Annotated in this window: 18 protein-coding genes and 1 riboswitch; of the genes, 9 read left to right on the top strand and 9 right to left on the bottom strand. The window is 64.1% G+C overall.

The genetic code is table 11. The features are described from left to right. Positions 1–15: 15 nt before the first annotated feature. From MGMSRV2_RS00625 to MGMSRV2_RS00615, 3 genes are all read right to left on the bottom strand, one after another. On the bottom strand, positions 16–1,821 hold the full coding sequence (locus MGMSRV2_RS00625) for an ABC transporter ATP-binding protein (protein WP_024078384.1): 1,806 nt from the start codon (positions 1,819–1,821) through the stop codon (positions 16–18). Positions 1,822–1,892: 71 nt separating this feature from the next. Then, positions 1,893–2,441, bottom strand: coding sequence for a DUF924 family protein (locus MGMSRV2_RS00620; protein WP_024078383.1), 549 nt, complete (start codon positions 2,439–2,441; stop codon positions 1,893–1,895). Then, entirely contained in the window at positions 2,438–2,599 is a 162-nt protein-coding gene (locus tag MGMSRV2_RS00615) for a DUF1289 domain-containing protein (protein ID WP_234016403.1), read from the bottom strand. Before MGMSRV2_RS00615 ends, MGMSRV2_RS00620 begins: the two co-directional genes overlap by 4 nt. A 148-nt stretch (positions 2,600–2,747) precedes the next feature. Between MGMSRV2_RS00615 and MGMSRV2_RS00610 the strand changes: the two genes are divergently transcribed. Then, on the top strand, positions 2,748–3,962 hold the full coding sequence (locus MGMSRV2_RS00610; RefSeq protein ID WP_024078381.1) for a 6-phosphofructokinase: 1,215 nt from the start codon (positions 2,748–2,750) through the stop codon (positions 3,960–3,962). A gap of 51 nt (positions 3,963–4,013) precedes the next feature. On the opposite strand, the gene MGMSRV2_RS00605 is transcribed toward MGMSRV2_RS00610, so the two are convergent. Beyond that, the gene (locus MGMSRV2_RS00605) at positions 4,014–6,479 is read right to left on the bottom strand and encodes an ATP-binding protein (protein ID WP_024078380.1); all 2,466 of its coding nucleotides are present in this window, start codon (positions 6,477–6,479) and stop codon (positions 4,014–4,016) included. A 117-nt stretch (positions 6,480–6,596) separates the two neighbouring features. Here MGMSRV2_RS00605 and MGMSRV2_RS00600 point away from each other — a divergent pair, with 117 nt between their 5' ends. Continuing rightward, positions 6,597–7,175 carry a YqaA family protein gene (locus tag MGMSRV2_RS00600; RefSeq protein WP_024078379.1) on the top strand — a complete coding sequence of 193 codons (579 nt, stop codon included), beginning with the start codon at positions 6,597–6,599 and terminating at the stop codon, positions 7,173–7,175. Here MGMSRV2_RS00600 and MGMSRV2_RS00595 read toward each other — a convergent pair. The 4 genes from MGMSRV2_RS00595 to MGMSRV2_RS00580 are packed head-to-tail and all read right to left on the bottom strand — an operon-like array spanning position 7,172 to position 10,739. Further along, positions 7,172–8,419, bottom strand: coding sequence for a sodium ion-translocating decarboxylase subunit beta (locus MGMSRV2_RS00595; RefSeq protein WP_024078378.1), 1,248 nt, complete (start codon positions 8,417–8,419; stop codon positions 7,172–7,174). The genes MGMSRV2_RS00600 and MGMSRV2_RS00595 overlap by 4 nt on opposite strands. 10 nt (positions 8,420–8,429) lie before the next feature. Further along, the gene (locus MGMSRV2_RS00590) at positions 8,430–8,831 is read right to left on the bottom strand and encodes a biotin/lipoyl-containing protein (protein WP_024078377.1); all 402 of its coding nucleotides are present in this window, start codon (positions 8,829–8,831) and stop codon (positions 8,430–8,432) included. 13 nt (positions 8,832–8,844) lie between these two features. Next, positions 8,845–9,174, bottom strand: coding sequence for a hypothetical protein (locus MGMSRV2_RS00585; RefSeq protein ID WP_024078376.1), 330 nt, complete (start codon positions 9,172–9,174; stop codon positions 8,845–8,847). Between the two features lie 11 nt (positions 9,175–9,185). Beyond that, positions 9,186–10,739, bottom strand: a complete 1,554-nt coding sequence (locus MGMSRV2_RS00580) for an acyl-CoA carboxylase subunit beta (protein WP_024078375.1) — start codon at positions 10,737–10,739, stop codon at positions 9,186–9,188. A gap of 186 nt (positions 10,740–10,925) precedes the next feature. Beyond that, positions 10,926–11,035: riboswitch (guanidine-I (ykkC/yxkD leader) on the top strand. Between the two features lie 127 nt (positions 11,036–11,162). Between MGMSRV2_RS00580 and MGMSRV2_RS00575 the strand changes: the two genes are divergently transcribed. The 7 genes from MGMSRV2_RS00575 (at position 11,163) to atzF (ending at position 20,622) form a co-directional block, all read left to right on the top strand. Further along, positions 11,163–12,233, top strand: a complete 1,071-nt coding sequence (locus tag MGMSRV2_RS00575; RefSeq protein WP_024078374.1) for a putative urea ABC transporter substrate-binding protein — start codon at positions 11,163–11,165, stop codon at positions 12,231–12,233. A 2-nt stretch (positions 12,234–12,235) separates the two neighbouring features. Continuing rightward, the gene (locus MGMSRV2_RS00570; RefSeq protein ID WP_024078373.1) at positions 12,236–13,057 is read left to right on the top strand and encodes an ABC transporter permease; all 822 of its coding nucleotides are present in this window, start codon (positions 12,236–12,238) and stop codon (positions 13,055–13,057) included. Next, a complete protein-coding gene (locus MGMSRV2_RS00565; RefSeq protein ID WP_024078372.1) occupies positions 13,054–13,803 on the top strand; it encodes an ABC transporter ATP-binding protein in 750 nt (249 codons plus the stop codon). The genes MGMSRV2_RS00570 and MGMSRV2_RS00565 overlap by 4 nt, the downstream gene beginning before the upstream one ends. 73 nt (positions 13,804–13,876) lie before the next feature. Continuing rightward, the gene (locus MGMSRV2_RS00560) at positions 13,877–14,593 is read left to right on the top strand and encodes an urea amidolyase associated protein UAAP1 (protein ID WP_024078371.1); all 717 of its coding nucleotides are present in this window, start codon (positions 13,877–13,879) and stop codon (positions 14,591–14,593) included. A gap of 10 nt (positions 14,594–14,603) precedes the next feature. Then, positions 14,604–15,248 carry an urea amidolyase associated protein UAAP2 gene (locus MGMSRV2_RS00555; protein WP_024078370.1) on the top strand — a complete coding sequence of 215 codons (645 nt, stop codon included), beginning with the start codon at positions 14,604–14,606 and terminating at the stop codon, positions 15,246–15,248. Then, positions 15,248–18,859, top strand: coding sequence for an urea carboxylase (gene uca, locus MGMSRV2_RS00550; protein ID WP_024078369.1), 3,612 nt, complete (start codon positions 15,248–15,250; stop codon positions 18,857–18,859). Before MGMSRV2_RS00555 ends, uca begins: the two co-directional genes overlap by 1 nt. Further along, positions 18,859–20,622, top strand: a complete 1,764-nt coding sequence (gene atzF, locus MGMSRV2_RS00545; protein WP_024078368.1) for an allophanate hydrolase — start codon at positions 18,859–18,861, stop codon at positions 20,620–20,622. The genes uca and atzF overlap by 1 nt, the downstream gene beginning before the upstream one ends. On the opposite strand, the gene MGMSRV2_RS00540 is transcribed toward atzF, so the two are convergent. Continuing rightward, on the bottom strand, positions 20,582–20,947 hold the full coding sequence (locus MGMSRV2_RS00540; protein WP_024078367.1) for a hypothetical protein: 366 nt from the start codon (positions 20,945–20,947) through the stop codon (positions 20,582–20,584). The genes atzF and MGMSRV2_RS00540 overlap by 41 nt on opposite strands. Positions 20,948–21,069: the final 122 nt, after the last annotated feature.

The following is a 21,069-nucleotide window of genomic DNA, read 5'->3' as shown; positions in this document are numbered from 1 at the left end:
TGGGTGCCTCCCAGGTCAGATGCCGCGACCGGAACCGCTGACGACGGTTTCCTCGGCGAATTGCATGGCGTAGAGGCGGGCATAGATGCCGCCATGGTCCAACAACGCGTTGTGGTCGCCCGATTCCACCACCCGCCCGCGATCCAGCACGTGGATCAAATCGGCGTTGACCACCGTGGACAGACGATGGGCGATGACGATGGTGGTGCGCCCCTTCATCAGATGTTCCAGCGCCGTCTGCACATTGCGTTCCGATTCGGTATCAAGCGCGCTGGTGGCTTCGTCCAGTAGCAAGATGGGGGCGTTCTTCAGCATGGCCCGGGCGATGGCCAGACGCTGGCGCTGACCGCCCGACAGGTTGAGCCCGCGTTCGCCCACCATGGTGTCATAGCCTTCCGGCAACGACAGGATGAAGTCATGGGCCGCCGCCGCCCGCGCCGCCGCCTCGATTTCCTCATCGGTGGCACCAAAACGACCATAGGCGATGTTGGCGCGGATGGTGTCGTCGAACAACACGATTTCCTGGCTGACCAGGGAAATGCGCGCCCGCAAACTGTCCATGGTCACGTCGCGCACATCGGCGCCGTCGATGCTGATATGGCCGTCGGTGACGTCGTAGAAACGCGGCAGCAAATTCAAGATGGTGCTTTTGCCGGCGCCCGACGGCCCGACCAGGGCCACCGTCTTGCCGCCGGGAATGTCCATGTCGACCCCGTCCAACGCCGCCTTGACGCCGTCATAGGTGAAGAACACGCCGTGGAACCGCACATTGCCTTCACGAAGCACCAGATCCTGGGCGCCGGGGCGGTCCTTGATGGTGCTGTCGGTATCGAGGACGGCGAAGCAGCGCGAGGCGGCTGCCAGACCTTCCTGCAGATTGGTGTTGAGGTTGGCCAAATTCTTGAGCGGGCGATAGGCCAGCATCAGCGCGGTGATGAAGGACAGAAAGGCGCCCGGCGTGGTCGGCCCCTCGATAACGCGCGAGCCGCCATAGACGATGACCACGGTGATGGCGAAACCGCCCAGGAATTCCATGATCGGCGACGAGGCCGAGCGGACGCGGGCGGCCTTGAAGGTGAGATCGCGCAGCGTGCCGACCAGACCGCCGACCTTGCGGTTTTCGTATTCCTCCATGCCGTAGGCCTTGACCACGCGGATGCCTTGGATGGCCTGCTCCAGATAGATGGTCAGTTGCGCCTGCTGTTCCTGGGTATTGGCGCTGACCTTGCGCATGCGCTTGCCCAACCGCGCGATGGGCAGCACGGCGATGGGGAAGAAAAGGAAACTGAAGGCGGCCAATTGCCAGTCCTTGTAGAACATGGCGGCGATCAGGAAACTGGCCTCGGCGGCATCCTTGCAAAGACCGGTCAGCGCGTTGGAAACGGCGAAACGCATGGCGGCGACATCGTTGGTCAGCCGCGACAGGATGCGCCCGGTCTGGGTGTCGTGGAAAAACTGCACGTCCAGGCGCATCAGATGGCGGAACAGACGGTTCTGCATGTCGGCGATGACCTGAAGCCCGACCTTCGACAACAACACCGCCTCGCCATAGCCGGCGAAGGACTTGGCGACGAACGTCCCCAATACCGCCAAGGCCAGGGGCCACAACAGATCGGCGCGCTTGTTGACGAAAATGTCGTTGATCACCGGGTCCATCAACAGGGCGTAGCCGGCGGTGGCACCGGCGGAAATGCCCATGCACAGGGCAGCCAGGACCACTTTACCCAAATAGGGACGCATGCCCTCCTTGATCAGGCGGCGCATCAGCGATCGGGACGACAGGTCCAGGGAAATCTTGTTCTTGCTCAATTGGTTGCCCATCTGCGGCGGAATGGCGCCCGGACCATAGCATGGGGTCTGGGCACAGCAAAGCCGGCTTTGGTCGGCAGTGGTTAAAACCCGCCACCCTGGGCCAGATATTCCTCTTCTTCCGGCGTATTTTCCCGCTCCAATGCCGCATTGCGGTGGGGGAAGCGGCCAAAGCGTTCGATCACCGCCAGATGCTCACGGGCATATTCCAGCCCTTCCGGGTCGTCGCCATCGGCTTCGAACAGCGACACGCAATATTTCTGGTCGGCCAGGGATTCGGAATGTTCGAACGGCAGATAGAGAAAGCGGCGGCGCAGGGGCGGCAGGCCACGGGCATGACCGCGCAGCAAGGCCCCCTCGGCCACTGCCAAGGCCTTGGAATCGAAGGCGAAGGCCTGGTACTTGCCGCGAAAGACGTTGCGCGGCATCTGGTCGAGCAAGATCACCAGGGCCAGGGCGCCCTGGGCGTCGTCCAGCCAGTGATCCAGTTGGCCTTGCGCGGCTTGGGCCAGATCCTGGCCGAAACGTTCGGCCAATTGGCGGTCGAGATCGGTATCGGCAGCGAACCAACGCCGCTCCATGCCGGGGGTGAACCAGAAATCCAGCACCTGAGCCGCGCGTGGATCGGTCACGCCGATTGTCCCTGACGCTCGGCTACCCGGCTCAACACTTCGGTCTTTTCATCGTCCGACGACCGCTTCCAGCCGCGGATTTCATCGATGGTGCGACCGCAACCAATGCAATAGCCGTCTTCATCCATCTGACAGACGGAAATACAAGGGGAATCCACGCTCAACTTTCATTCTCCGGTTTAACTACCCGTTCGGGCTGATGCCCCCCCAAGATGGGACCGACCCATTGGTCGGACAAGCCCCCTTGGCCCTGGCGGTGGTCGGTTTTTTAAGCTTATGCTGATCAAAACAGCAGGAGGACGTCCCATGTTGCACGGTAAGGTTCTGGTGGCGCAAGGGGGCGGCCCCACCGCCGTCATCAATCAATCCATGACCGGCGTGGTGCTGGAAGCCAGGAAGTTCCGCAACGTCGATCTGGTTTACGGCGCCTATCACGGCGTGCGCGGCATCATCAATGAGGACTTCCTCGACCTCACCCAAGAGACCAGCCACAATCTGGAAATGGTCGCCGACACCCCGTCCTCGGCCCTGGGCTCGACCCGCGACAAGCCGGATCTGAAGTACTGTCAGGAAGTCTTCAAGGTTCTCCAGGCCCACGGCATCGCCTATTTCTTCTATATCGGCGGCAATGATTCGTCGGACACCGTGCGCATCGTCTCGGAAGAGGCCAGGAAGGCCGGCTATCCGCTCCGGTGCATCCACATCCCCAAGACCATCGACAACGATCTGGTCCATAACGACCACACGCCGGGCTTCCCCTCCGCCGCCCGATTTGTCGCCCAATCTTTCATGGGCGCCAATCTGGACAACGCGGCCCTGCCCGGCGTCTATCTGGCCGTGGTCATGGGCCGGCACGCCGGCTTTTTGACCGCCGCTTCGGCGCTGGGCAAGAAGTTTCCCGATGACGGCCCGCATCTGATCTATGTGCCGGAACGCACCTTCAAGGTCGATGGCTTCCTGGGCGACGTCAAGGCGACCATGGACAAGTACGGTCGCTGCGTCGTCGCCGTGTCGGAAGGCATCCACGACGAATCGGGCAACCCGATCATCACCCAATTGGCCAAGGAAATCGAAAAGGACGCCCACGGCAACATCCAGCTTTCCGGCACCGGCGCCCTGGCCGATCTGCTGTGCCAGGAAATCAAGGACCAGTTGGGCATCAAACGGGTGCGCGGCGACACTTTCGGCTATCTGCAACGATCCTTTGTCGGCTGCGTCTCCGACGTCGACCAGCGCGAGGCGCGCGAGGTGGGGGAAAAGGCGGTGCAATTCGCCATGTGGGGCCAGCAGGACGGGTCCGTCACCATCCAGCGCACCGGCTTTTATTCGGTGGATTACAAGCTGCTGCCGTTGGAAGCGGTGGCCGGCAAGACCAGGGTGATGGAGGACGAGTTCATCTCTGCCTCCGGCACCGACGTCACCGACGCCTTTCGTCTGTATCTGCGCCCGCTATTGGGCAAGGGCATGCCCGACGCCTTCAGATTGCGCAGCAATCGGGTGCCCAAGGTGCTGGGGCGGTAGGGGCTCGGGGGAAAGTACACTGAGCGCAGCGAAGGACTTTCCCCCGAGCATTTATTCCCCCGCCCCCGAGGGCAGGCGCACGGTCACCGTGGTGCCCTGACCGGGGACGGAGTCCAACTCCACCGTGCCGCCGTGCAACTCGACGAAGCGGCGCACCAGGGCCAGCCCCAACCCCGCCCCATCCTGGCCGTCATGAATGGTGCGGACGAAGCTTTTGAACACCCGCTCCATGTCCTCGGGCGGGATGCCGGGGCCGGTATCGGCGACGATCAGCGCCACCTCGCCGTCACGGCGTTCGGCCCTGACCGCGATGGCACCGCCATTGGGGGTGTATTTCACCGCGTTGCCGATCAGGTTGAACATCACCTGACGCAGGCGGCGCTGGTCGGCGACGATCCAGCCCATGTCCAACGGACAATCGAAATCAAGCTGAAGCTTCTTTTCCCGCACCCGTTCGCGCACCAGCCCCAGCACCGAGGACAGCATGGGGTGGATATCCACCGTATCCAGTTCCAAGGTCAGGTGGCCGGCCTCGATGGCGGCCAGATCGAGGATGTCGGCGATCAGGGATTTCAGCGCATTGCCGGCCTCGACGATGCCTTTCATGTAATCGTGCTGGCGCTTGCTGAGCTTGCCGAAATAATCGGAATCCAGCATCTCGGCGAAACCGATGATGGTGGTCAGCGGCTTGGCCACCTCGGCCGAGACATTGGACATGAACTCGCTTTTCAAGGTGTCGGCAGCGGCCAGGGCTTCGTTGCGTTCGATCAGGGCGCGTTCCACCCGCGCCGTGTCGGTGACGTCGAGGAAGGCCAGCAGGCTGGCGCCGTCGGGCAACGGCACCGAGGCGCAATCCAGGATCATGCCGTCCTGGCGCTCCAGCCGCCATTCACCACCCCGGCGCTCGCCCACCAGGGCCAGCAGGCGTTCCCGCGCCGGCGCCCAGGTCGAGGCGCGATCGGGCCGCCCCTCGAAATAAGGCCGCAGCCGTTCCACCAATTCGTTCAGATGCGGCTCGCCGGCCAGATCGTCCACCGACAGCCCCCACATGCGGGCAAAGGCCGGGTTGGACAGTTTCAGCCGGCGGTCGTCGCCGAACACCGCCAGGCCTTCATGCAGATGGTCCAAGGTCGCCCGCTGCACCGCCATGGCGGTGTTGAACGAGCGTTCCATGGCCAGGGTGTCGGTGAAATCCTCGTAGGTGAAGATCAGCCCGCCATAGGGATGAGGGGAAACCACCCGGCGCAAGGTGCGGCCATCGGGCAGGTGCATCAGCGTCTCGATGGGGTCGATCAACGAGATGAAGCGGCGCAGTTCCTCTTCCTTCAGCGCCCGGTAATCGGCGGCCTCCGGCAACAAGCGGCGGTCGCGCAGGGCATCCATCACCGCGCCGTAGGTCGGCTGGTTTTCCAGCCAGTCGCGCTCCAGCCGCCACAGCCGCGAAAAGGCGGTGTTGAAGAAAGCCAGTCTGGTATCGGTGGTGAAGATGGCGATGGCGGTGGACAGCCGTTCCAGCACCTCGACCTGGGCGCTGACATGGTGGGACAGCTGTTCTTGCAATTCCTCGACGCGGGTATGGTCCTCGATGAAGCCGGCGGTCAGCAGGGTGTCGCCCACTTCCAGCGGCATTTCGGTGATATGAGCCAGCCGTCTTTCACCGGCCAACACCAGATGGAAACTGGCCGAGCGCGGCTCGCCGGCGGCCCGCGCCCGGGCAGCCAAGGCGCGGGCTTCACGCACATGGTCGTCGGACGCCAGTTCCACCTGGGCCTGCACGGCGGCTTCGGCGCTGGTCGCTTCGACCGCCGCCGCATAGGCCTTGTTGACCATCAGCACCGACAAATCCTCGTCGCGCAGCCAGACCGGCATGGGCAGGGTGTCGATCAAGGCTTTCAGATAGGTGGCGTCAGCGGCCAAGGCCTGGAGCGAGCGGGCCAGATCATCGACGGCGACGGCGCTGTCGCTGACATCGCGGAACCACACCAGATCGGCCAGCATGTCACCGGCGGGCGAGGCGGCCCGTACCCCCATGGCACGGATGCGCCGGCTGCCGGCGCTCAGGGTCAAATCCACTTCAAAGGCCTGACCTTCATCGCGCAACACGCCGATGGCGGTCTCGAGCCGCAAGCCGTCATGGGGATCGAAACAGGCGAGCACGTCCTCCAGCGACGAATCCAGGCCGCGCGGTAAGGTCAGCAGCACCGCCAAGCGGCGTGAACAACCGAATTCGTCCTCGATCCAGCACAGATAGCCGTCGGGGCTGGCGCCCAGGCATTCGCGCAACGATTCGATGCGGGTTTCGGCCAAGGAGACGGCCTGAAGCGACCGGTTCAACCGCAGACGTAGCCAAGCGATGGCCGGCAGCAACACCGAGGCCAGCACCCCCGCCCCCAGGGCCATGGCCACCGGATCGGCCCAGGCGGCCATGGCTTGGGCGGCGTTCATCTCTTGCGCCCAGGCGCCGCCCGTCGCCGTCATCAGCGCGGTCAACGACACCGAAGCCAGAACCTTGCGCATATGTCCCCCTTGTCCACGTTCCGGCAGAGTGACGCTGAAACGGCGCGGATACAAGGGCTTGGGCAAAGCCACCGGTCATGCTAAACCCCAGGGCACCGCGAAACCGGAGCCGATGGCATGCTGCAAAAGACTTATGACTGGATGATGGACAAGGCGGCGCACCGCCATGCCATCTGGTGGATGGCGCTGATTTCGTTCATCGAAAGCTCGTTCTTTCCCATCCCGCCCGATCTGATGCTGATCCCGCTGGTGCTGGCGGCGCCCTCGCGCTGGTGGCGCATCGCCCTGGTCTGCACCTTGGCCTCGGTCGCTGGCGGCTATCTGGGCTATGCCATCGGCTATTTCTTCATGGACACAATCGGCGTGGCCATCTTGAACCTGTTCCACCTGAATGAAAAGTTCGAGGCCTTCCGTCCGCTGGTCGACCAGTACGGTGCCTGGGTGATCATCGTCAAGGGCGCCACCCCCATCCCCTATAAGCTGATCACCATCGCCGCCGGCGCCTTCCATTTCGATCTGGCCCAGTTCACCTTCGCCAGCATCGTCGCCCGCGCCATGCGCTTTTTCCTGGTCGCCGCCCTGTTGTGGAAGTTCGGCCCGCCCATCCGCGATTTCGTCGAAAAGCGCCTGACCCTGGTGATGACCGTCACCGTGGTGCTGATCGTGGCCGGGTTCCTCTTGGTGAAACTGCTCTAATAAACCGCCTGGATCACCGTCACATAGATGGCGGCCAGGATGGCGGTGGTGATGACGCCGCTGATACTGGCGCCCAAGGCGTGGGGCATGACCACCACGCCGGGATTGGCCGCCGTCACTTCCTTTTGCGCCACCTTGGCGGTGGTCGGCACGCAGGAGACGGCGGCGATGCCGATGACCGGGTTGAACTTGCGGCCACTGGCGAAATAAAGCACATAGCCGCCGATGATGCCGCCGATGCCGGAAATCAGCAGCGCCAGCATGCCCAGCAGCAAAAGTACCAACACCTGCGGATCGAGGATCAGCCGCGCCTCGCACAGCACCCCCAGCAGCAGGCCGAGAAAGAAGGTGCCGCCGTACAGGAACACCCCGCCCAGCAGATCCATGTACGGCACCAGATTGCTTTCGCGGATGATGACACCCAGGAACAGGCACAGGATCAACGGCGACGCCACCGGGAACAACAGCGACAGCAAGATGCACAAGGTCACCGAAAAGGCGATCTTCTGCCCCGAGGTGATGGGCTTGCGCGGTTTTTCCATCGGCATGGGCAAGGCGCGCAGCCGCGCCGGGATCAGCAGGCGGATCAGATAGGGATAGCCGCCATAGGTCAGCCCCAGATACAGATAGGCGACCACGGTGATGGGCACGAACAATTCCCGCGCCAAGGAAAGCGAGGTGAACAGCACCATCGGCCCGTCGGCGCCGCCGATGATGGCCACCGAGGCCGCCTGACCGGGGGTCAGGCCCAGGGCGATGGCGATGGGATAGACGGCGATGGTGCCCAATTCGCCGAACAAGGCCAGGATCATGCTTTGAAACGGCCGCGCCATCACGTAGCCCACATCCAGCAGCACGCCGATGCCCAAAAACACCACGCAGGCGATCAGGCCGTTGCTGAAGGTGAAGGTGTAGATGGGCTGCAACCAATTGATCTGCAAAATATTCATCAAAGCCGTGGTCTGCGCCGCGTTGTCGGCGACAGCCAGGGCATCGACGAAAATCTGGTTGGGGCCGGCACGCAGCCAGCCGCCTTCGGGCACGAACAAGACGGCGGCGTTGATGGTGGCCATGCCCAAGCCCATGGGGATCATCAGCAGGGCTTCCAGCACGCCTTTCTTGCCCAGATAGATCAACAAGACGCCCAGGGCGATCAGCACCAGCCGCATGACCAGAATGCTGGGTTCCGCCGCCGCCAGGGTGGCAAGGCCTTGGAACAGATCCAGGACGTTCAAGCGATCCATGGGAATATCCTTAACCGATGGTCATCAGGACGTGACCGGCCTCGACCGCCTGGCCGGCGGTGACGGCGATATTGGTGACGGTGCCGGAATGCCGGGCCATGATCGGGGTCTTCATCTTCATCGCCTCGATAACGGCGATCTTGTCGCCCTCGGCCACCTTTTGCCCGACGCTGACCGCCAGGCTTTCGACCATGCCGGCCAACGGGCTGATCTCGTCGCCAGCCCCGGCGACGGCGGGCGCGGCGGCAGCCGGCGGCGGTGCGGCCATGGGGGCGGCGGCGACGAAGGACGGCACCCCGGTGCCGGCGATGGACGGATAGGCGGCGGGCAAGCCAAGACCGTTGTCGGACAGATCCTCGACCAGCACGTCATAGACCTTGCCTTCGACGGTGATGCGCAACTTCTTCTGCATGGTGTTTCAGACCCTAGTGATGAGTGGCCGGGTGGTGCGAACCGTGATGGGCGAAGCGGCCTTCCGCCGACCAGCCGGCGGTGCCGGCGGCAGCACCGATATGGAGGATGCGATTGGCCCCGACCATGGCATGGGCGGCGGCGGCGATAACCACCAGATGATGGGGCGGAATGTCCGCCGATGACGGTGCCGCCGGAGCGACAGTGGCGATAGCGGGCGCGGCGGCCTTGCGGTCGCCCCAGGCCAGGGCGACGACGATGAATTTGATGAGCAAAGCCGCCGCCAGGGCGATGACCATGCCCAGACCATAGACCACCAGCGCCAATTGCACCGCTTCGTTCATGTCAGATCCCCTTAAAGCGGAATGTTGCCGTGCTTCTTCGGCGGCCTGATCTCGCGCTTGGCCAGCGACTTCCTCAGCGCCAGGGCGATGATGCCACGGGTTTCCGCCGGCATGATGACATCGGTGATATAGCCCTGGCTCGCCGACAGATAGGGCGAGGCGAATTCGTCGCGGTATTGGGCCGCCAGTTCCTTGGCCTTGGCCTTGCGGTCGGGAGCCTCGGCCAGTTCCTTACGGTAAAGGATGTTGATGGCGCCTTCCGCCCCCATCACCGCGATCTCGGCGCTGGGCCAGGCCAGCACCCAATCGGCGCCCATTTCCTGGCTGCACATGGCCAGATACGAGCCGCCATAGGCCTTACGCAGGATGATGGTGACCTTGGGCACGGTGGCAGAGCCATAGGCGAACAACAGCTTGGCGCCGTGGCGGATGATTCCGCCCCGCTCTTGCTCGATGCCGGGCAGGAAGCCGGGCACATCTACCAGGGTGACGACGGGAATGTTGAAGACGTTGCAGAAACGGACGAAGCGCGCCCCCTTGTCGGAGGCATTGATATCCAGGGCACCGGCCATTTCCGTGGGCTGGTTGGCGACGATGCCGGTGACCATGCCGCCGATGCGGGCCAGACCGACGATCAGGTTGCGGGCCCAGCCGGCATGCACTTCGAGAAAGCTGCCGTCGTCGACGATGCGGGCGATGACCTGACGCACATCCATGGGTTCCGACGGGTCGTCGGGGACCAGGGCGTCCAGCACCGGATCGGCGCCCACCGGAATATCGGCCCAGGGCTGGTGCGGCGGGTCTTCGGTGTTGTTGGCTGGCAGATAGGACAGCAGCGCCTTGGCGATCTCCACCGCATGGGCGTCGTTTTCGGCGACGAAATGGGCATTGCCGCTGATTGTCGCATGCATCTCGGCGCTGCCCACCTGATCCATGCTATAGGCCTGACCGGTGACCGCCTTGATCACCTCGGGGCCGGTGATGAACATGTGGGCGTTGTGCCGGGTCATGATGACGAAATCCATCAGGGCCGGCGAATAGGCGGCACCGCCGGCGCACGGCCCCAACACCAGGGCGATCTGCGGCACCACGCCGGACAGCAGAACGTTTTGATAGAACACCTGGCCATAGCCGGACAGGGCGTCGACGCCTTCCTGGATGCGGGCGCCGCCGGAATCCTTGCACGCCACCAAAGGCACGCCCATCTTCAGCGCGTATTGCATGGCGGTGACCAGCTTTTGCGCATGCATCTTGCCCAGCGTGCCGGCGGCAACGGTAAAGTCCTGGCTGAACGCCGACACCTGCCGCCCGCCGACGAAGCCGTTGCCGGCGATCACGCCGTCAGCGGGCATCTCCTTGCCGGCCAGACCGAAAGCGGTGGCGTGGTGATGCACATGCAGGCCGGTTTCCTGGAAGGTGCCGGGATCGAACAACACTCCCAGCCGTTCGCGCGCGGTCAGCAGCCCCTTGTCGTGGCGTTCCTGCGCCTTGGCGGCACCGCCGCCGGCCATGGCCTTGGCCCGCAATTGTTCCAGTTTGTCGGCCAGACGATCAGCAAGCGGCATGGATCTTTCCCCCATTGGCACCGGAGGGGATGGTAGAACCATTTCCCGCACTGCACAAACGAAGATGTGGCAACGCTCTTCTGCCTGATATTTAAGCAAGCTTATGCCTAAAAATCGGCCCCTTTGCCGCGGCGCACACGCCAACCCCTGGCTTTGGTGCTGGCACGGGCTTTGCGTATACAACAGCCATAACGCGTCTAGGGTTCCGACCGCTCGCGGTGTCTGGTCCAAGAGATGCACTCCCGTCCGCCGGTCAACGGCGAACGGAGCCACGGCGGGATAAAAGCCCGGGAGAGCTGTGCCGCGAGAGCCTTCGGATTCTCAGGGACGGTCTCTGCCCACCCGGCCCAGGCCCCCACCCTGAAACCCGATCGTCCCCCGCGGTGCCTTGTGAAGCTTCTTAAGCAACCGAGGGGGTTTTTCATGCGTTCGTCCCTGAAACGAGTTTTGGGTCTGGCCGTCGGCGCCGCCGCCATGGTCGCCGCCACCTGTTCGCCCGGCTTTGCCGCCGAGAAAAAGGATTTCAAAGTCGCCTGGTCCATCTATGCCGGCTGGATGCCGTGGGGCTATGCCGCCGATTCCGGCCTGATGAAGAAATGGGCCGACAAATACGGCATCAAGGTCGAGATCGTGCAGATCAACGACTACGTGGAATCCATCAACCAATATACCGCCGGCGGTTTCGACGGCTGCGTCATGACCAATATGGACGCACTGACCATTCCGGCGGCGGGCGGGGTCGATTCGACCGCGCTGATCTCCGGCGACTTCTCCAACGGCAATGACGGCATCGTCCTGAAAAAGGGCAAAAGCGTCGCCGATCTCAAGGGCCAGAAGATCAATCTGGTCGAGCTTTCGGTCTCCCATTACCTGCTGGCCCGGGCGCTGGACAGCGTCAAGCTGAAGGAGAAAGACGTCAGCGTCGTCAACACCTCGGATGCCGACATCGTTTCCGTCTTCACCTCGTCCAAGGATTCCACCGCCGTCGTCACCTGGAACCCGCAACTGGCCGAAGTCGCTGCGGTCAAGGGCGCCACCAAGGTGTTCGACAGCGCCAAGATTCCGGGCGAGATCATCGACCTGATGGTGGTCAACTCGGCCACGCTCAAGGACAACCCGGCCTTGGGCAAGGCGCTCACCGGCGTGTGGTACGAGATGATGGCCAAGATGGAAGCCGGCGACACCGCCATGCTGGAACACATGGCCAAGGCCTCGGGCACCGATCTGGCCGGCTACAAGGCCCAGCTCGCCACCACCAAGATGTTCTACAAGCCCGCCGACGCGGTGGCCTTCGCCACCTCGGCGCAATTGCCCAAGACCATGGACATGGTCCGCACCTTCTCGTTCGAGCACGGCTTGCTGGGCGAGGGCGCCAAGACCAAGGACGCGGTCGGCATTGCCTTCCCCGGCGGCAAGACCATCGGCGACGCCAAGAACGTGAAGTTGCGCTTCGATGCCGAGTTCATGAAGCTGGCCGCCGACGGGAAGCTGTAAGCATGGGCCGCCGGATCATCAACCGGCGCCCCGGCAAAGGGAGCGCCCTGTTCTGGGGGGCGCTCCCCTTCCTGGCGGTGTTGGTGCTTTATGTCGTCTTCTCGGCCCTGCGTCTGGCCGAGAATCCCGGTGACAAGCTGTTGCCGGCCCTGTCCACCATCGCCGACACCATCCACCGCCTGGCCTTCACCGCCGATGCCCGCAGCGGCAACGTGCTTTTATGGGCCGACACCGCTTCCAGCCTGACCCGGCTGGGCCTGGGGCTGTTGCTGTCCACCGCCCTGGGGCTGATCTTGGGCATCGGCACCGGCCTGATCCCCTATGTCCGCGCCGGCCTATCGCCCTTTATCGCCGTGCTGTCGCTGATCCCGCCCATGGCCATCCTGCCCATCTTGTTCATCGTCTTCGGTCTGGACGAATTGTCCAAGGTTGTCTTGATCGTCATCGGCATCGCGCCTTTCCTGATCCGCGATCTGGCGCTCAGGGTCGAGGCCATCCCGGCGGAACTGGTGATCAAGGCCCAGACCCTGGGGGCCAGCACCTGGCAGATCATCACCCGGCTGGTGCTGCCCAATGTGTGGCCCAAGCTTTTGGACGCGGTCCGGCTGTCCCTGGGGCCGGCGTGGCTGTTCCTGATCTCGGCGGAAGCCATCGCCGCCCAGGACGGCTTGGGCTATCGCATCTTCCTGGTGCGGCGCTATCTGGCCATGGACGTCATCCTGCCCTATGTGGCCTGGATCACCCTGCTGGCCTTTTGCATGGATTGGGCCTTGCGTACCATGAACCGCCGTCTGTGCCCGTGGCTGGCAAGGGGGGCGTCATGAGCCGGGTCAGCATCGACAATCTGTGGATGGAATACGGCGATCAGGTGGTGCTGGAACGCATCTGCCTGGATATCCCGTCGGGTGAATTCTGCGCCATGGTCGGGCCGTCGGGCTGCGGCAAGACCACGCTGTTGCGCCTGTTGCTGTCCATGGAACAACCGACCCGGGGCAGCATCCGCATCGACGGCCAGCCCTTGGCCGCCGAACCCGGTCCCGATCGCGGCGTGGTGTTCCAGCGTTATTCCGCCTATGCCCATCTGACCGTGCAGGAAAACGTGGTGTTGGGGCTGGAATTCGCCCGCGCGCCCCTGTTCGGCAAGCTGTGGGGGGCGAAAAAGCGCCAGGCCCTGGACGAGGTGCGCCACGTCATCGACGCCGTCGGCCTGGATCAGGCCCGCGACAAATATCCGGGTGAATTGTCGGGCGGCATGCAGCAACGCCTGTCCATCGCCCAGGCGCTGGTCAGAAAGCCGCGTATCTTGCTGATGGACGAACCCTTCGGCGCGCTCGACCCCGGCACCAAGGCGCAGATGCACGATCTGGTCCGCGCCCTGTGGCGGGCGGAACGGATGACGGTGTTCATGGTCACCCACGACATCAAGGAGGGCTTTGGCCTGTCCACCCGGGTGCTGGCCTTCGACAAGGTGCGCCACGACCCCGACGCACCCCAGGCCTATGGCGCCACCATCACCTTGAACCTGCCGTTGGACGACAAGCCCGAACGGGCCGAGATCGTCCGACCTTAACCCCTTGCCTCCGGGGACGACCCCGGAGGGTTCGCGCCAAGCCGGGACGGCCCGGCACGACGGAGAAATCCGCATGAGCGAGCTTTTGTACCAAGACACCCTGCCCGGCGGCAAACACTGGTCCTTCACCGCCAAGCGCGGCACCAGCCTGCGCCTGATCGATGCCGAGGGCGGCGCCAATACGGGCATGCTGTTCTACAACCCGGCCAATCTTCTGGAGCGCTACAACGCCCCCGACACGCTGAAATGCCAGCACACCTTCAAGCTGACCCGTGGGCATTGCCTGTATTCGGACATGGGCCGCATCTTCGCCTCGATCACCGAGGACAGCGTCGGCTGGCACGACACCATCGGCGGCAATACCACCAAGGACATGGTGGCCAAACGCTGGGGGGTGAAGACCTATCAGGCCTGCCGCAACGACTGGTTCCTGAACGGTCATGACAGCTTTTTGGTGGAGGGCGGCAAATACGGCCTGGGGCGGCGCGATCTGGCCGCCAACCTCAACCTATTCTCGAAAGTCGCGGTGACCGAGGACGGCACCATGGTATTCGACCCCGCCAATTCGCCCGCCGGCTCGGTGGTCACGCTGCGTTTCGAGATGGATACGCTGGTGTTGCTGCACACCTGCCCGCACCCGATGAATCCCAGCCCCGATTATCCGAAAAAACCGGTGACCTATCAGCTTTTGCGGACCCCCCCGGTCGCCCAGGACGATTACTGCCTGAACCACTCGCCGGCCAACCGCCGCGGATTCGAGAACAATCGTCTTTACACCCTGATCGGCTAGGAGAGCGTTCATGCTGAAGGAAAGCGAACTGGCCGCCGCCACGGCCATCTACAGCGCCACCGTGCCCGCCGGGGATTACTGGCTGCACGAGGTGAAGAAGGGCCAGACCCTGCGCATCGTCGATGTCGACGGCAATCAGGCCGCCGATACCTTGTTCTATAACGCCCGTGACCCGCACGAACGCTATTGCGCCACCAGCACCATCGGCGACCAGGGCAAGGTCTATCTGGGGGTGGGCTCGCGCCTGATCAGCCAGGACGGCAACGTCATGGCGGTGATCACCGCCGATCTCGTCGGCCGCCACGACACGCTAGGCGGCGCCTGCGCCACCGAAAGCAACACCGTGCGCTATGCGTTGGAAAAAAAGACCATGCATGCCTGCCGCGATTCCTATGTGCTCGCCCTGGCCGAGCATGATCATTGGGGCCTCTCCAAGCGCGACATCGGCCACAACATCAACTTCTTCATGAACGTGCCCATCACCCCCGAGGGCGGCCTGAGCTTCGCCGACGGCGTGTCGGGGCCGGGCAAGTATGTGGAGATGGTGGCCGAAATGGATTTGCTGGTGCTGATCTCCAACTGTCCGCAGCTCAACAACCCGTGCAACGCCTATAACCCGACCCCCATCGACGTGCTGATCTGGGAGGCTCAGTGATGTTCACCAAGGTCCTGATCGCCAATCGCGGCGCCATCGCGTGCCGCATCATCCGCACGCTCAACAAGATGGGCATTGCCAGCGTCGCCGTTTATTCCGAGGCCGACCGCCACTCGCTACACGTTTCCATGGCCGACGAGGCTTATTGCATCGGCCCGGCCCCGGCAGCGCAAAGCTATCTGCGGGCTGATTCCATCTTGGACGTCGCCCGCCGATCGGGCGCCCAGGCCATCCATCCCGGCTACGGCTTCTTGTCGGAAAACCCTGATTTCGCCGAAGAATGCGCCCGTGCCGGCATCGTCTTCATCGGCCCGTGGCCCGAGCACATGCGCGCCTTCGGCTTGAAGCACACCGCCCGCGATCTGGCGAAAAAGGCCAAAGTGCCGCTGGCCCCCGGATCGGGATTGCTGAACGATGTCGCTCACGCCAAGGCCGAGGCCAAGCGCATCGGCTATCCGGTGATGCTGAAAAGCACTGCCGGCGGCGGCGGCATCGGTCTGTCGCTGTGCCGCGGCGAAGCCGAGCTCGAGCCGTTGTTCGAGCGGGTGCAGCGGCTGGCCCGCAACAATTTCAAGGATCCCGGCCTGTTCCTGGAAAAATACGTGGAACGCGGTCGCCACATCGAGGTGCAAATTTTCGGCGACGGCAAGGGCAACGTGGTGGCCCTGGGCGAACGCGATTGTTCGGCCCAGCGCCGTAATCAGAAGGTGGTCGAGGAAACCCCGGCGCCGGGCATCAGCCCGCACTTGCGGCACCAATTATGTGAAACCGCCGTCAAACTGGGCCAAGCGGTGGGCTACGCCAATGCCGGCACGGTGGAGTTCCTTTACGACACCGATGCGGACGAATTCCACTTCCTCGAGGTCAACACCCGCCTGCAAGTGGAACACGGGGTGACCGAGCAGGTCACCGGCATCGATCTGGTGGAATGGATGGTGCGCCAGGCGGCGGGCGAGCCCCTGCCCCTGGCCGATCACGCCGAGCGGGCGCGCGGTGCCTCGATCCAGGTGCGTCTTTATGCCGAAGACCCGGCCCGCGACTTCCGTCCCTCTTCCGGCCTGCTGACCCAGGTGCATTGGTCCGCTGACGCCCGCGTCGAAACCTGGGTGGAAGCGGGGCTTGAAATCTCGCCCTATTACGATCCGATGATCGCCAAGATCATCGTCACCGGCACCGACCGCGCCGACGCCTTGGGCAAGATGCAGGCAGTGCTGGCCCAAACCCGCATCAATGGCATCGAGACCAATCTGGATTATTTGCGCGCCCTGGTGGCCAGCCCGGCTTTCGTCGAGGGCAGCGTGACCACCCGCACGCTGGAAAGCTTCATCCACCACGCCCGCTCGGTCGAGGTACTGGCGGTGGGCACCCAGGCGAGCATCCAGGATTATCCCGGCCGCACCGGCTATTGGGACGTGGGGGTGCCGCCATCGGGGCCGATGGATCACCTGTCCATGCGTCTGGCCAACCATGCTCTTGGCAATTCCGCCGGCACCGCCGCGCTGGAACTGACCATGTCGGGCCCGACGCTCAAATTCAACACCGACACCAAAATCTGCCTGATGGGGGCGGAAATGGCCGCCGCCTTGGATGGCCAGCCGGTTGTCTACGGCACCCCGGTCACCGTCGCCGCCGGTCAGGTGCTGCGCCTGGGCACGGTCAGCGGCGCCGGTTGCCGCGCCTATCTGGCGGTGGAGGGCGGCTTCGACGTGCCCGATTACCTGGGCAGCAAATCCACCTTCACCTTGGGCAAGTTCGGCGGCCATGGCGGACGCGCCCTGATGACGGGCGACGTGCTGCATCTGGGTCAGCCCCACGCCGCCGCCCAGCCCCGCCCCGTGCCCGATGCGCTGATGCCGGTGCTGGGTCACGAGTGGGAAATCGGCGTGCTGTATGGCCCGCACGGGGCGCCGGATTTCTTGACCGATGACGACATCGAGCAGTTTTTCGCCGCCCCTTGGGAGGTGCATTACAATTCCAACCGCACCGGCGTGCGCCTGATCGGCCCCAAGCCCAAATGGGCGCGCAAAGATGGCGGCGAGGCCGGCCTGCATCCCAGCAACATCCATGACAACGCCTATGCCATCGGCGCCATCGACTTCACCGGCGACATGCCGGTGATCCTGGGTCCCGACGGCCCATCCTTGGGCGGTTTCGTCTGCCCGGCCACCATCGTGCAGGCCGAATTGTGGAAGCTGGGGCAAGTGCGCCCCGGCGATCGCGTGCGCTTCATCCGCCTGACCCCGGCCCAGGCCGCCTTGCTGGAAGCCAAGCAGGAAGCGGAAATCGAAACCTTCGCCCCGGTGGACACGGACAGTCTGGCCCAGCCCGGCGGCAGCGGCCCCGACGATGCGGTGGTGGGCGACATCCCGGCCCAGGGCGAGCGCCCGCGCGTGGTCTATCGCCGCGCCGGCGACAAATACCTGTTGGTGGAATACGGCCCGCTGGTGCTGGACCTGGAACTCAGGTTCCGCGTCCATGCGCTGATGGCGGCGTTGCGGGCCTTGGCCCCCGCCGGCATCATCGACATGACCCCGGGTATCCGCTCGCTGCAACTGCATTACGACAGCCGGGTACTGTGCCTGCATGAATTGCTGGCCTTGCTGATGAAGGCGGAAGACAGCCTGCCCAACAACGATGCCATGGAGGTGCCGGCCCGCATCGTCCATCTGCCGTTGTCGTGGGACGACGAAGCCACCCAAGAGGCCATCCGCAAATACATGCAATCGGTGCGCGCCGACGCGCCGTGGTGCCCCAGTAATATCGAGTTCATCCGCCGCATCAACGGCCTGGACAGTATCGATGCGGTCAAGCGCATCGTCTTCGATGCCTCCTATCTGGTGTTGGGCCTGGGCGACGTTTATCTGGGCGCGCCGGTCGCCACCCCCATGGACCCGCGCCACCGTCTGGTCACCACCAAATACAATCCGGCGCGGACCTGGACGCCGGAAAACGCCGTGGGCATCGGCGGCGCCTATATGTGCGTCTATGGCATGGAGGGGCCGGGCGGCTATCAGTTCGTCGGGCGCACCTGTCAGGTGTGGAACACCCACAAGGAAACGGCGGAATTCCAGCCGGGCAAGCCGTGGCTGTTGCGCTTCTTCGACCAGATCCGCTTCGTCGAGGTCTCGGCCCAGGAGTTATTGGAATTCCGCGACGCCTTCCCGCGCGGCAAGGCCCGTCTGAAGATCGAGGAAACCACCTTTAAACTGGCAGATTACCGCAAGTTCCTGGCCGATAACGACGCCTCGATCAAATCCTTCAAATCCCGCCAACAGCACTCCTTCGACGAGGAGCGCGCCCGCTGGGAGGCCTCGGGCCAGATCGGCTATGGCGCCGATATGCCGGAAGCCGTCGACGACGACAGCGATCAGGCGGTGCCGGCGGGCAGCGTCGCCGCCTGTGCCCCGGTGCCGGGCAGCGTGTGGAAAATCGCCGTCCAACCGGGCCAACGGGTCGAGGCCGGCGACACCTTGATCGTGGTGGAAAGCATGAAAATGGAAATCCCCCTGCTCGCCCCCGCTGCCGGCATCGTGGCGGAATTGCGTTGCGCCGAGGGCCGCGCCGTCGCCCTGGGACAAATCCTGGCCGTCATCACCGAGGAGGCCGCCTGATGTTCTCGCTCGACATCGACCATCTGAAAAACGCCTATGCCAGCGGCAGCCTTACCCCGGCCCAGGTACTGGATCAGGTCTATGACCGCATCGCCTCCATGGGCGAGCGCCCGGTGTGGATCAGCCTGATCCCCAAGGATCAGGCCCTGGCACAGTTGCAACAAGCCCCCAAGGGCCGGCTGTGGGGTATCCCCTTCGCCGTCAAGGACAACATCGATGTGGCCGGCATGCCCACCACCGCCGGCTGCCCCGATTTCGCCTATACTCCCAGCCGCTCGGCCTTCGTCGTCGAACGCTTGCAGGCCGAGGGCGCCATCTTGATCGGCAAGACCAATCTGGACCAGTTCGCCACCGGTCTGGTCGGCACCCGCTCGCCCTACGGCATCTGTTCGTCGGTGTTTTCGCCCGATCATGTGTCGGGGGGCTCGTCGTCGGGATCGGCGGTGGCCGTCGCCGCCGGGCTGGTGTCGTTTTCACTGGGCACCGACACCGCCGGCTCGGGCCGGGTGCCGGTGGCCTTCAACAACATCGTCGGACTGAAACCCAGCAAGGGGTTGATCAGCAATCGCGGGTTGGTACCGGCCTGCCGCAGCCTGGATTGCATTTCCATCTTCGCGGGAACCTGCGCCGATGCCCTGGCGGTGCTGGAGGTGGCCGGCGTCTATGACCCGGAAGATGCTTTTTCGCGCAATGCCGCGCAAGCCGGCCCTTGGCCCGACGGTTTCCGCTTCGGCTTGCCCATGGGCAAGCTGGAATTCTTCGGCGATACCCAGGCCGAAGCCCTGTTCGCGCAAGCGGTGGAGCGGCTGCACGCCTTGGGTGGGCAACAGGTCTATATCGACTTCACCCCCTTTGCCCAATGCGCCCAGTTGCTGTATTCGGGGCCGTGGGTGGCGGAACGTCTGGCCGCCATCGACGATTTCGCCAACACCAAACCCGAGTCCCTGCACGAGGTGGTGCGCGGCATCATCCTGGGGGCGAAAGACATCTCTGCCGCCGACGGCTTCAAAGGCTTTTACCGGTTGGCCGAGCTGATCCGCCAAGCGGAAACCCAATGGGCCAGGATGGACGTCATGCTGCTGCCCACCACCGGCACCACCTATCGCATCGACGAGGTGCTGGCCGATCCGATCCGGCTCAACAGCAATCTCGGTGCCTATACCAATTTCGTCAATCTGATGGATTTGTCGGCCATCGCCATCCCTGCCGGCTTTCGTCCCAACGGCCTGCCCTTCGGCATCACCATCATGGGCCGGGCCTTTCAGGATGACGCCATCGCCGCCCTGGCCGACCGCCTGCACCGCGCCCTGCCCAGTGCCAGCCTGGGCGGCACCGGCATCGCCCTGGACAGCACGCCGCCGGTTGTCGCCGCCGCCAATGAAAAAATCGCCCTGGCGGTGGTCGGCGCCCATCTGGCCGGCCAGCCCTTGCATCATCAATTGGTCGAACGCAAGGCGCGGCTGCGAGCGGTCACCCGCACCGCCGCCGGCTACAGCCTTTATGCCCTGGCCGACACCCAGCCGGCCAAGCCCGGTCTGGTGTTCGACGGCCTGGGGGCGGGCGCCATCGAGGTGGAAATCTACGAGATGGACGCCGCAGCCTTCGGCAGCTTCGTCGCCCAAATCCCCGCCCCCTTGGGCATCGGCACCCTGACCCTGGCCGACGGCACCTTGGTCAAGGGCTTCCTCTGCGAAGGCCACGCCACAAGGGGCGCCACCGACATCACGGCGTTTGGCGGCTGGCGGGGGTGGTTGGCGCGTTAGGTTTTTCGCACAACTGACAGACCTGACCGGCCTGGGCGACAATGGCGGCGGCGGCATCGCCGCCACCTAGATCACGGGCGATGCGCCCGGCTTCCCAGGCGATGCCGCGCAAGCCAGTGGCATCGCCCCGGGCCAAGGCCAGTTGGGCGGCATAAAGCAATGCCTCGATCTGCGATTGCGCCCGCGCCAGCCGGGTGGTTTCCACGTCGCGGACCAGCAAGCGAGCCAGATCGTCCAATTCCGCCGCCGCCTCGACGGCAATTGCACGCGATTGCGGCTCGGGACTGGGCGCGGGCGGAGCCGGACCGATGCGGGTGTCACTCATGAAAAACGACCTGGACCAGGACTGATCGAAGTTACACGCACCGCCCGTCGATTTCCGTGCGCAGGAAAGGGGGCGCGATCATATCCCACACCGCCCCCCTTGACCGCCCCGGATAAAAGCGC

Origin of the sequence: Magnetospirillum gryphiswaldense MSR-1 v2, from assembly GCF_000513295.1 — a bacterium.
Classification (GTDB): Bacteria; Pseudomonadota; Alphaproteobacteria; order Rhodospirillales; family Magnetospirillaceae; genus Magnetospirillum; species Magnetospirillum gryphiswaldense.
This window is presented reverse-complemented; position numbering and strand designations above follow the sequence as displayed.